The 12,400-nt window shown below is 70.5% G+C and carries 7 protein-coding genes and 2 pseudogenes; 5 read left to right on the forward strand and 4 right to left on the reverse strand.

What is annotated here, in order from left to right; genetic code table 11:
- Positions 1-254: 254 nt before the first annotated feature.
- Entirely contained in the window at positions 255-944 is a 690-nt protein-coding gene (locus tag ACFVX4_RS19515) for a hypothetical protein (protein ID WP_389978632.1), read from the reverse strand.
- A gap of 207 nt (positions 945-1,151) precedes the next feature.
- On the opposite strand from ACFVX4_RS19515, the gene ACFVX4_RS19520 reads away from it, so the two are divergent.
- Positions 1,152-2,630 carry an amidase gene (locus ACFVX4_RS19520; RefSeq protein ID WP_389978635.1) on the forward strand — a complete coding sequence of 493 codons (1,479 nt, stop codon included), beginning with the start codon at positions 1,152-1,154 and terminating at the stop codon, positions 2,628-2,630.
- A gap of 83 nt (positions 2,631-2,713) precedes the next feature.
- On the forward strand, positions 2,714-5,230 hold the full coding sequence (locus ACFVX4_RS19525; RefSeq protein WP_389978671.1) for a SpoIIE family protein phosphatase: 2,517 nt from the start codon (positions 2,714-2,716) through the stop codon (positions 5,228-5,230).
- 51 nt (positions 5,231-5,281) lie between these two features.
- Here ACFVX4_RS19525 and ACFVX4_RS19530 read toward each other — a convergent pair.
- From ACFVX4_RS19530 to ACFVX4_RS19540, 3 genes and pseudogenes are all read right to left on the reverse strand, one after another.
- Positions 5,282-5,814, reverse strand: a pseudogene (locus tag ACFVX4_RS19530) (biotin/lipoate A/B protein ligase family protein); the annotation flags it as partial.
- Positions 5,815-5,889: 75 nt separating this feature from the next.
- The gene (locus ACFVX4_RS19535; protein ID WP_389978674.1) at positions 5,890-6,954 is read right to left on the reverse strand and encodes a biotin/lipoate A/B protein ligase family protein; all 1,065 of its coding nucleotides are present in this window, start codon (positions 6,952-6,954) and stop codon (positions 5,890-5,892) included.
- A 144-nt stretch (positions 6,955-7,098) separates the two neighbouring features.
- Positions 7,099-7,406 (reverse strand): annotated as a pseudogene (locus tag ACFVX4_RS19540) (transposase family protein); the annotation flags it as partial.
- 158 nt (positions 7,407-7,564) lie between these two features.
- Here ACFVX4_RS19540 and ACFVX4_RS19545 point away from each other — a divergent pair.
- The 3 genes from ACFVX4_RS19545 to ACFVX4_RS19555 all read left to right on the forward strand — a co-directional run bounded on the left by ACFVX4_RS19545 (position 7,565) and on the right by ACFVX4_RS19555 (position 11,963).
- Entirely contained in the window at positions 7,565-7,777 is a 213-nt protein-coding gene (locus ACFVX4_RS19545) for a hypothetical protein (RefSeq protein WP_389978638.1), read from the forward strand.
- Between the two features lie 667 nt (positions 7,778-8,444).
- Positions 8,445-9,689, forward strand: coding sequence for an IPT/TIG domain-containing protein (locus ACFVX4_RS19550; RefSeq protein ID WP_389978641.1), 1,245 nt, complete (start codon positions 8,445-8,447; stop codon positions 9,687-9,689).
- A gap of 666 nt (positions 9,690-10,355) precedes the next feature.
- Positions 10,356-11,963 carry an IPT/TIG domain-containing protein gene (locus ACFVX4_RS19555; protein WP_389978644.1) on the forward strand — a complete coding sequence of 536 codons (1,608 nt, stop codon included), beginning with the start codon at positions 10,356-10,358 and terminating at the stop codon, positions 11,961-11,963.
- Positions 11,964-12,400 lie beyond the last annotated feature (437 nt).

The raw sequence follows: 12,400 nt of genomic DNA on the forward strand, positions 1-12,400 counted from the left end.
GTCGAGGCGGTCCACGAACTCCTCCGCCGACGGCCCGAACACGACCCAGTCCAGATCGCCCGGCTCCCGTGCCGCCGCGCCCACCCACGCCTGGAGCGGGAGGCTGCCGCGCAGGACCAGCTGGTCGCCCCACGGCGACCCGGCGATCACGCGCAGCAGATGGTCCTGGACAGCGCGCCGGGCGGCCCGCCAGCGCGGAGCGAGCGCCGGGTCGTCGAAGGTCGGCTCCCCGGGAACGGGGCGGTCGCCCGTGCTCACAGCGCCGCCCCGGCCCGCTCGTCGATCCAGCCCGCGTCCACCGCCGGATGGTCGTCGTGCACCACGAACTCCTCCTCGATCTCCAGGACGTCGAGCCCCGCGCCGTCCAGCGCGCGCAGGAGCGCGTCGAGCCGGGCCCGCGCCCCGGACCGGCCGATCGCGCGGCAGCGCTGCGTGACGAACCGCTCGTGGCGCCCCTGCCCGTCGGTGCGGCGGGCGTTGTGCGACAGGTGCGCGCTGTGCCGCTCGGCCGCGGCCCGCGCGGCGGCGAGGTCGGGTTCGCCGGAGAGCAGCAGCTTGACGTGGTGCTCGAAGTGGCAGTCGGGGGACAGCGCGGCGGCCTCGTCGGCCGTCCGGGGTATGTCCTCGTTCCACGGCGCGGCCTCGATCTTCACGCGCACGACGGGGAACCCCGCTGCGCGCAGCGCGTCCGCCCGGAGCCACGCGGCGGCCCGCTGCCGGGAGAGCGAACCCCGCCCCTGCTCGGTCAGCATGGGCTGGTCGGGCACGGCACCGCGGTCCAGGACGATGCGGGTGAGCTTCAGGCCGTGCCGCTCCGCCCAGCGCGCCAGCCGCTCGCCCTCCTCCGCCCCGTCGGCCCGGGGATCGAACCGCACCGTCAGGTGAGTCTCGAATTCGCCCTCGAACTCCGCTTCCACGTACCCCTCCAACAGTGCTTTCGCCACCCGTTTCCACCGGGGAACGTAGCAAGCGGCACGGACACTCTCCGGAGCGATGCCCGGCCACATTCCACCGAACGGTTGAGCGGACCGCTCGCTACTCGTTACCCTCCGGTAAGTTCGTTCGGGCATACAGATGCTTCAGGCACACAGATGCTTCGGGCCCACAGACGCGTTGCGCGCCTCTGCCGATACGAGGAAGGCGGTCAGCCCATGTCCTCAACGGAAGCCGTGGAAACCACCGGACCGGCCGGCCCGACGGGGCTGGCCGACAGCGCACGGGAGCTGGCCGAGGGCCGCACCACCTCGGTCGGGCAGGTGTCCGCCGCGCTGCGCCGTATCGAAGCGAGCCAGGGCACCCTCAACGCCTTCAGGCATCTGCGTGCCGAGGCCGCGCTCGCCGAGGCCGCCGAGGCCGACCGACGGCTCGCGGCGGGGGAGCGGCTGCCCCTGCTCGGCGTGCCGGTGGCCGTCAAGGACGACACGGATGTCCTCGGGATGCCGACCTACTTCGGCTGCGACGGCGATCTGCCCGCCGCGACCGCGGACAGCGAGGCCGTACGCCGGCTGCGGGCGGCCGGGGCCGTGATCGTCGGGAAGACCAACTCCTGCGAGCTCGGCCAGTGGCCGTTCACCGAGGGCCCCGCCTTCGGCGCCACCCGCAACCCGTGGCACACCGGCCACACCCCCGGCGGCTCGTCCGGCGGCTCCGCGGCGGCCGTCGCGGCCGGTCTCGTACCCGCCGCGCTCGGCTCGGACGGCGCCGGGTCCGTCCGTATCCCGGCGGCCTGGACCCATCTCGTCGGCATCAAGCCCCAGCGCGGCCGGATCTCCGGCCACCCGCACATCGACGCCTTCCAGGGCCTGACCGTCAACGGGCCGCTCGCCAGGACCGTCGCCGACGCCGCACTGCTGCTCGACGCGGTCGCCGGATCCCATCCCGACGACCCGCACCGGCCGCCCCCCGTCGCCGCCGCGACCGCCGCCCGCCGCGACCCCGGCCGACTGCGCATCGCCCTCGCCTGGCGCCCCCCGCTCACCCTCACCGGCTCCGCACCCCACCCCGATGTGCGGCGGGCCGTCCTCGCCCTGGCCGAGACCCTCGCCCGACTGGGCCACGACGTCGAGGAGGCGAGACCCCAGTACGGGCTGATCGGCCTCGGTTTCGTCCCCCGTGCCACCGCCGGGATCGCCGAACTCGCGGCCCGCCACCCCGACCCCGCCCTCCTCGACCCGCGCACCCGCAGCGCGCTGCGCACCGGCACCCGGCTCGGCGGCCGGGTGGTACGAGCGGCCAGGGAGCGGGAGGTGCGTCAGCACCGCAGGATCGGCGCTTTCTTCCGTCCGTCCCGGGGCCGCGCCGGGTATGACGTACTGCTGACCCCGACGACCGCTCTGCCGCCGCCCCCGATCGGCCGGTTCGACGGGCTGAGCGCCTGGCGCACCGATCTGGCGATGACCGAGGCATGCCCGTACGCCTGGCCCTGGAACGTGCTGGGCTGGCCCGGCATCAACGTACCGGCCGGGTTCACCGCCGACGGGCTGCCCGTCGGGGCGCAACTGCTCGGCCCGTCCCGCAGCGAGGAGCGGCTGATCTCGCTCGCCGCCCAACTGGAGGCCGACCGGCGCTGGCACGAGCACCGGCCCCCGGCCTCGCGCATCGGGTCGGCGCCGGGTGGGGCCGGGGACTGACCACCCCGTGCCCGCCCGCGGTCGCTCGCACCTGAGCGCGGGAGGCGGGATCATGGACAAGGAGTGGATGGGTGGTGGCCAGTATGGCGTGTGCAGGTCCGCAGTCGGCGCCCGGCGCCGAGCCTTCGCCGCCCAGCACTTCCCGGCACTCCTACGACACGGCGACCGACGCGACCGCGGTGGTCGCCGGCACCGGAACGGTCGTGGGCTGGACGCACAGCGCGCAGGACCTGCTGGGGTACCGGGCCGCGGAGGTGGTCGGGCGGTCCGCCGGTTTCCTGCTCGCCATGCCCGAGGACCCGGTCCGGGTGGCCGGGATCGCCGAGCGCTGCCGCGCGGGCGTGGGGTGGCGGGGCGTCGCCGACGTGCGGCGGCGCGACGGCGGCCAGGTCGAGCTGGACCTCCGGGTCTCGGCCTCCTTTCATCTGGACGGCCGGGAGTGTTTTCTGGTCTCCGGACGCGAACGGCGGCCGGAGTGGACGGTCGGGCAGTCCGTGCTGGACGCCTTCCTGACCGGCTCGCCGATCGGCATCGCGGTGTTGAGCCCGGCCCTTCGCTACACCTGGATGAACGACACCCTGGAACGCCTCGGCGGCATTCCGCGCGAGGACCGCATGGGCCGCCGGCTGAGCGAAGTGCTCCCGGGGCTGGAGGCCGAGGCCATCGAGACGCTGATGCGCGGTGTGCTGGACACCGGGGTCCCCGTCATCGACTACGAGTACCTGGGCTGGACCTGGGCCGATCCGCGCCGCAAGCGCGCCTACTCCACGTCGTACCTCCCGCTGACCGACAGCGACGGCAGTGTCACCGGCCTCTGCTACATGGTGATGGACGTCACCGACCGGTGGAATGCCCAGCAGCGCCTGGCCCTGGTCAACGACGCCGGAGCCAGTATCGGCTCCACCCTGGACGTGATGCGTACGGCTCAGGAGCTGGCCGACTTCGCGGTGCCGCGGTTCGCCGACTTCGTCATCGTCGACCTGCTGGAGACGGTCGCCAAGCCCGATGAGCCCGGCCCGTGGCCCCCGGGCACGGGGCTGTCCGGGCCGGAGCTCGCCCGTTCCGGTGCCCTCGCCGGCTCCTCCCGGCCGAGGATGCGCCGCGCAGGGATGAGTTCGGTGCACGAGGGCTGCCCGGAGGCGGTCAGCCGGGTCGGGGAACCGGTGGACTTCGTGCCCCCGCCCCACGACCTGCGGTTCCTGATCGACGGCGAACCCGTCCTCATCCCGGTCCTCGACGCCGACAACCACGCGTGGTCGGCCGAACAGCCCGACAGGGCGGCGCGCATCCGCGAATACGGACTCCATTCCCTCATCTCCGTACCGATGCGGGCCCGGGACACGGTGCTCGGCCTGACCACCTTCGTCCGGTCGGTGAATCCTGCCCCCTTCGAACCGGACGACGTACTTCTGGCCCGCGAGATGGTGGCACGGGCGGCCGTGTGCGTGGACAACGCCCGCCGCTACACCCACGAGCACATCGCGGCGCTGACCCTGCAGCGCAGTCTGCTCCCGCACTCACTGCCCGGCGGAATGGCCCTGGACGTGGCCTCCTCCTACCTCCCGGCGGATGCCAAGGACGGTGTGGGGGGCGACTGGTTCGACGTGATCCCGCTGTCCGGCGCCCGGGTCGCCCTGGTCGTCGGCGACGTCGTCGGCCACGGCATCGGCGCCGCGGCCACCATGGGCCGGCTCCGCACCGCGGTCCACACCCTCGCCGACATGGACCTGCCGCCCGACGAGCTCCTCGCCCACCTCGACGACCTCGTGCTCCGCCTGAGCGACGAGGAACCCGAGGGGGAGGAGCGCGGCGGCACACCCGTGCTCGGCGCCACCTGCCTGTACGCCGTGTACGACCCGGTCACCCAGCACTGCACCATGGCGCGCGCGGGCCACCCGCCGCCCGTCGTCGTCGCCCCGGAGGGGCGCGTCAGCTTTCCCGAACTGCCCGCGGGACCGCCGCTGGGCCTGGGCGGAATGCCGTTCGAGACGGCGGAGATCACCCTGCCGGAAGGGAGCCTGATCGGCCTCTACACCGACGGACTCATCGAGGGCAGGGACCGGGACCCCGATCTCGGCATGTCCCGGCTCGGCGGCGCCCTGGCCCAGCGCGGACTACCGCTCGACGCCCTGTGCGCGTCGGTCGTGGAGCAGCTGGTTCCGGTGCCCCAGCCCGATGACGTCGCCCTGTTGCTCGCCCGTACCCACGAGCTGAGCGCCGACCACGTCGCCTCGTGGGAAGTCCCCGACGACCCGGCCGCCGTCGCCGGGGTCCGGGCCCGGACCGCCCAGCTGCTGCGGACCTGGGGCCTGGAGGAACTGGAGATGACGACCGAGCTGATCGTCAGCGAGCTGGTCACCAACGCGGTGCGCTACGCCACCGGGCCGATCCGGCTCCGGCTGCTGCGTCAGTCCGTCCTGATCTGCGAGGTCTCCGACACCAGCAGTACCTCGCCGAGGCTCAGGCACGCCCGCACCACGGACGAGGGCGGCCGCGGCCTCTTCCTCGTCGCCCAGCTCACCCGCCGCTGGGGCACGCGCTACACGGCCGAAGGCAAGATCATCTGGACCGAGCAGGAACTCCCGGCGACGGGAACCTGAGCCTTCGGGCTGGGCCGCCCCCCTCCCACGACTCCCCTTCCACGACTCCTCTCACGGCACCCGAGCGGTCCATTCCTCCGTGCCGAACTTCGTCCGTACGAGCTCGTCGGCCCGCGCCATCTCCTCGTCCGTCACCCTGCCCCGGGTGAGGCCGTGCCGGGTACGGAAGGAGTCGATCATCCGCTCGATGACGGCCTCGCGCGCCGGCCCCGTCTGACGGCGCAGCGGGTCGACGCGCCTCTTGGCGCTCCTGGTGCCCTTGTCGGAGAGCTTCTCCTTGCCGATCCGCAGGACCTCCAGCATCTTGTCGGGGTCGATGTCGTACGACATGGTCACGTGGTGCAGCAGGCCCCCTCCCCGCCGACCCCACGCTTCTGGGCCGCGCCCGCGATCTTCCCGGCGTCCGTGGCGATGTCGTTGAGCGGCTGGTACCAGGCCCTGATGCCCGTCTCGCCGAGCGCACCGAGCGCCCAGTCGTCGAGATAGGCGTAGCTGTCGGCGAACGACAGGCCGGAGACCAGGGCGTCCGGGACCGAGAGTGAGTACGTGATGGTGTTGCCGGGCTCCACGAAGGTCGGACGGCCAAGACACTACGAGCCTGCGTGATCACGGACAAGTGCTTGCTCCCGCCGGATGTCACACGGCATCCGGCGGGGTGCTTACGGCACCCGGGCGATCCACTCCTCGGTGGCGAACTTCGTCCGCACCAGCTCCTCCGCCTGGGCCATCTCTTCCGCTGTGACTTCGCCGGTGGTCAGCCCGTAGCGGTTGCGGAAGGAGGCGATCATGTTCTCGATCACCTGTTCCCGGGCGAGGCCGGTCTGGCGGCGGAGCGGGTCGACGCGCTTCTTGGCGCTCTTGGTGCCCTTGTCGGACATCTTCTCCTTGCCGATCCGCAGCACCTCCAGCATCTTGTCGGCGTCGATGTCATACGACATCGTCACGTGATGCAAGACCGCTCCAGGGCCACCATCAGAGCCGACGATCCGCTTCTGGGCGGCACCGGCGATCTTGCCGGCGTCGGTGGCGATGTCGTTGAGGGGCTGGTACCAGGCCTTGATACCCATGTCGCCGAGGGCGCCCAGCACCCAGTCGTCGAGGTAGGCGTAGCTGTCGGCGAAGGAGAGGCCGGAGACCAGCGACTCCGGCACGGACAGGGAGTACGTGATGGTACTCATGGGCTCTACGAACATGGCCCCACCACCAGAAATGCGGCGTACCACGGTCATTCCGTGCTTTGCCGCCCCCTCGGGGTCCACCTCATTGCGCAACGACTGGAAGCTGCCGATGACCACAGCAGGCGAGGCCCATTCCCAGACCCGCAGCGTGGGAGCCCGCCGCCCGGCGGCCACCTCGGCGGTGAGGACTTCGTCCAGTGCCATGTGCAGGGCCGGGGCCTGCGCTTCCGTGTGCACCAACTGCCAGTCGTAGTCGCTCCACTCGGTCGCATGGGCCAGCGCTCGCCGAACAGCGATGCCGACGCCCTCCGCGGTCAGCCCGAGCATGACGGTCGACTCCGGCAGCCCCGCCGTGATCCGGGCCGCCAGGCCTGCGGCGTCCGTCGAGGACGGGGCACCCTCCAGGGCCCTGTTGATCGAGAGGATTGCCTCGTCGGGCTCCAGGAAGAAGTCCCCGGCGACGCGCACGTTGCGTAGTACGCCTTCCTCGACGTCCAGATCTACGACGACAAGCTTGCCGCCGGGCACCTTGTACTCGCCATGCACGGCTTCGTTCCCTTCCAGTGCGCGGCGTGGACCCTGAGCCTGTTGCTCTGACGTGGGATAGACGCGCACATACTTCGCATCGCACTTTAATGCGCGCCCGTGACGAGCGGCTACGCAGCCTCGATGCCGCTGGAGCGGCATCGGAACGGCGGCGGCGCGCTCGCCCAGGGCGCGGAGGTGTTGTACCAGTGCGTTGAATGTGCGGTTGTCGGCGTGGAGTGCTTGTTCGGACTGGCCCTTGGGACATCGGTGGGGTACGAGGATGCCGATGCCCGCGCCGATGTAGCCCTTGTCGGCCAGGGTGGGCAGGCCGCTGCGTACAAGGCCGGGAGCGCGTGCAGCCGGGCTGCGGTGATGTCCGGTGTGGAGCCCGGCTCGGCGTCGGACACCCACAGCGGCGTGCCGTCGGGGGCGGACAGGGACTGTACATTCCCGCCGAACGCCTTGTCTTTCAGGCTGCACCCGGTACGCAGAACCGTCGGAATGCTGCTGCACGGCCGGCGGCATCGATCTGCCCGGGGACATCAACGCCCGCGAGGCCACTGCCTTTCACGAGGCAGGGCACACCGTCCTCGCCCTCATCCAGGGCGTCCACGTTCCTGCGGTCCGCGTGAGCACCGTACCCGGTGCGTCGGGCTGCGGACATCCGCAGGGCTTCGCCGGGGCCAACGAGAATCTTGGCCAGCAGCTTCGGCTCGCGGCTCTGGAGCGGGCGCTGGTCGTGCTGGCGGGCGGCGTGCGGGCCGAGACCGCCTGGCTGGGTGAGACGGGCGTAGAGATGACCGATACGCGGTCCTTCGCCGTGGGAGATCGGCGGTCTTGACGACCAGGTCCAGGCCCGCAACCTGCTTGCCCGGTACTGGCAGGAGATCGAGTACGGAACCGGTCCCCGCCTGCGCGACTACTGGTGCCATCAAGGCACTGCTGACCTGCTGCTGACTGGGAGTTGGGGGAAGGTCTGCACACTCGCGGCGGCCCTGCTCACGTGCAACCGCCTCACCGGGGACCAGGCCGCAGAACTGATCGGCCTGTCCAACCCACCACTGCTCGGATAACCGCCCCTTGCGCCTGGTGACGCGATTCCTACCGGCACCCGAAGTGCTGCGAACCCGCTTCAGTGAAACCGGTGTTACGTCCGGGGTGTCGGCCTGTCCCTGGCGCACGACTGACGTGGCTTCTCCCACCATCGGATGCGCAGGCGGGCGTGGAGCGGGTGGACCGGTGGCGCACCCCGGCGCGTGGTGATTCGTCCGGCTTGTCATGTGATTGTCCTACTTGCTACTTGTGCTTGGGCGGGGGTATACGCACTCCTTCCTCCGGCTTCGCGGGTTCGGTTCAATCAGTTGAGGCCAGATGTCGCCTACTCCAACTGTTCTTTCCGTCCGCCCCGGCAGTCTTATTTTCCTGTCGATGAGGTGACTGGGCCTCTCCGTGCAGGACATCCGGCGCGTGCGCGGAATTCACCCGCCGCGAGAAAAGAGGGTAATGGAATGTCAGTATTTATTGCTGAAGTCGTCCCGGATTCGGGACCGGATTCAGGCGGCAACACCGTTACGATCAGCGGCTGCGGGCTGGCTGACGTCACTGCTGTCAGCTTCGGTGATGTTGCGGCGACAAGCTTCACCGTGGACTCCGATAATGCGGTCACGGTTGTGGCACCGGCGGGGACCGGAAGTGTTCCGGTGACCGTCACGGCGGGCACTGGCGCCAGTGACAGCGTCGTCTACACCTACATCGGTTCGCCGACAGCAGCGCCGGTTATTGCGGCGATTGCTCCGCAGGCGGGGGATCCGGCCGGGGGCAGCGACATCATCGCTGTCGGTTCCGGGTTCACCGGCGCCATCGCAGTCTCCTTCGGCGACGCCCCCGCGGCCGGCTTCACGGTGGCCTCGGACACCATCATCGCGGCCACCACACCGCCCGGGGCGGGGAGCGTCCCGGTGACCGTCACCACCGACAGCGGCACCAGCAACCCGGTCACCTACATGTACAGCACCTCCCTGCCGCCCGCCCTGGTATCCGCCGCACCCAAGAGCGCCCGCCCCGGCCGCACCATCGTCATCTTCGGTTGCAAGGTCAACCGCGCCACCACCGTCCGCTTCGGACAGACCCCCGCAACCAGCTTCGAAGTCCTCTCCGACAACGTCATCCTCGCCGTCGCCCCACCCGGAAAGGGAACCGTACCCATCACCGTCACCACCCCCAGCGGCACCAGCAACCACATCCCCTTCACCTACGCGACCGTGCCAGTTGTCACGGCGATTGCTCCGCAGGCGGGGGATCCGGCCGGGGGCAGCGACATCATCGCTGTCGGTTCCGGGTTCACCGGCGCCATCGCAGTCTCCTTCGGCGACGCCCCCGCGGCCGGCTTCACGGTGGCCTCGGACACCATCATCGCGGCCACCACACCGCCCGGGGCGGGGAGCGTCCCGGTGACCGTCACCACCGACAGCGGCACCAGCAACCCGGTCACCTACATGTACAGCACCTCCCTGCCGCCCGCCCTGGTATCCGCCGCACCCAAGAGCGCCCGCCCCGGCCGCACCATCGTCATCTTCGGTTGCAAGGTCAACCGCGCCACCACCGTCCGCTTCGGACAGACCCCCGCAACCAGCTTCGAAGTCCTCTCCGACAACGTCATCCTCGCCGTCGCCCCACCCGGAAAGGGAACCGTACCCATCACCGTCACCACCCCCAGCGGCACCAGCAACCACATCCCCTTCACCTACACCTGACAGTGAGGATGCACACGACACCGCTTGGCATCCGACGCTCCGGCCGTCCTTGGGCTGCATCGGTCTTCCGGGCGGTGCCGCCGGACGGCGCGGAGACTGTCCGCGCCCTGTGTGGTGGTTCGCCGCTCGACCATCAAGTCCCGCGTTCAAACCATCAACCAGATCCGCCCCCTGATCGTCACAGCACCGAGCGAGGCCCGCGAGCGGCTACGCGAGCCGGCCACTGCCGACGACATCAGGCATCCGGTCCGCTCCCGACTCGGCACGACCATCAGCGACCCAGCCTGCGCGGTCCGGATCGCCCACCGGCTACCAGGCCCTCGCCGAGGAGGTCATCGATGCCGACACCGAGCTGAAACCGCTCGTCGCCCAAGCGGTTCCCGAGCTGGTGTGGTACCGCCCTGCATCGGCACCGAAACCGCTGCCCAACTCCTCATCACCGCGGGCGACAACCTTGACCGGCTCATGTTCGAAGCGTCCGTCGCGCGCCTGCGCGCGGCAGCCCCGCCCCCGTTCCTGCGTTCGCCACCTTCCGCTGGAGGGCGGCATCCCAATGGCCCCTCGAGGCCCTCATGTGGCAGGTGCATGATGAGCAGTACATCGAAAGTCTCCCCCCTCGCACGGCCGAGTCTCGGTCCGCCCTCGCTGGCTCTGCCCCTTCCCACGGTGGTGCTGACCCTCCCGGTGGGCGCCAGCCCGCTGGGCCTGGCGGTGAGCCCGGTAGGGCTGAACGCCTACGTGGCCAACAACGGCTCGGGGTCGGTCAGTGTCGTGGACGGCGGAACCTTCACGGTCGCCACCGCGCTGGCACCGCTGCCCGGCCCCGCCGAAGTGGCGGTCGCCCCGGACAACGCCCATCTCTACGTGGCCGACATCGCCACCAACGCCGTCACCGTCGTCCAACGCGACCTCTACACCGTCGTCGGCACGGTCCCCGTCGGCAACACCCCCTCCGGGATCAAAGTCGACCCCAGCGGACTGCGCCTCTACGTCGCCAACCAGGGCTCGGACACCCTCAGCGTGGTCAACACGCTCACCGACAGCGTCATCGTGACCATCCCCGTCGGGCACCAGCCGACAGGCGTCGCGGTGGCCCCCACGGGGCTGGAGGTGTACGTGTCCAACAAGGGCGACAACACCGTCAGCGTGATCAGCACCGTCACCCAGGCCGTAGTGGCCACCATCACCGACCTGTCCGCACCGCTCGGAGCGGCCATCTCCCCCAACAACACCCGCCTCTACATCGCCAACAGCACCGCGAACACCGTCAGCATCATCGACATCGCCACCCGCGCCATCATCGCCACCGTACCGGTCGGCAACACCCCATGGGGGCTAGCCGTCACCCCCGACGGCCGCCAGGTCCATGTGGCCAACAACGGGTCCAACAGCGTCAGCGTCATCGACACCAGCACCAACACCGTCATCGAGACCGTCCCGGTCGGGAGCCAGCCCACCGGGGTCGCCATCACCCCCAACGGCCTGTCGGTCTACGTGGCCAACAGGGGCTCCAACACGATCAGCGTCATCCAGACCCTCAACGCGATGTCGCCCACCCTCGGCCCCCAGGCCGGCGGCACCATCCTGACACTCACCGGCACCGGCCTTGCCGGAGCCACCGCGGTCAGATTCGGCACCACACCCGCCGCCATCATGGCCGACACGGCCAACCAGATCGTCGTCGTCACCCCGCCCGGCGTCGGCGTCGCCCCGGTCACCGTCACCACCCCCAACGGCACCAGCAACTCGAAGCCATTCGTCTACTACCCCCGGGGCGACGCCCACTCCCTGGCCCCCACTGCCGGCCCGACAGCCGGCAGGAACGTGATCACCATCAGAGGCGACCAACTCGCCACGGCCTCCCAGGTGCTGTTCGGCCCACTGCCGGCCATCCCCATCGTGGTCTCCGACAGCCAACTCGAGATCCCCGTCCCACCCGGCCTGGCCCCCGGATCCGTCCCCCTGACCGTCACCACCGCCGGTGGCATCACCACCGGAGCGCTCTCCTACCAGTACGTCGAACCCCCGAACCCCATCGCCCTCAAACCCACCACCGGCCCAGTCTTCGGCGGGAACGTCATCACCATCACCGGCCAGAACCTGTCCACCACCACCATGGTCACCATCAAAGGCACCATCGCCCAATTCAGCATCGGATCCAACGTCATCCTGTCCGCCGTCGTACCCACCAGCCCCGCCCCCGGCCCCGCCGACGTCACCATCACCACCGCTGCAGGCACCGTCACCCTCCCCGGCGCCTACATCTACACATGACAGCCATACGGGACCGAGCACTGCATCCGGCCCCTCCACCCCTCCCCAAGAGAGGCGCCCGAGCTGCGTTCGGGTGGGATTCGAGGGTCGCCCGGAGCGGCGCCCGGATCCGGGCACTGCTCGCAGCGCGCTGATGTGGGGGCGGGCACGGGAGAGCCGTCACGAGGTTTCCGGGGCCCTCCCCGCAGCACTTCGGGTGCCGGTAAGAATCGCGTCACCAGCCGCAAGGGGCGGTTATCCGAGCGGGGCCGACGTCGCCGCGGATGGTGTCATCGAGGACTCCGGCAGAGGCCCGGGCGAGGACGAACTCAGCCAGCAGATCCTGCCCGAAGGCAGCGACCTCAGCCTGCGCGGATCGCGTATCTCCGGCGCCACTCGGTCGTCGTCTGTTCGGCCCTGTTCTGCGTCTGGATCTCCTGGAGAGGTTGTGGCATCAG

Source organism: Streptomyces sp. NPDC058240 (assembly GCF_042882135.1).
Classification (GTDB): Bacteria; Actinomycetota; Actinomycetes; order Streptomycetales; family Streptomycetaceae; genus Streptomyces.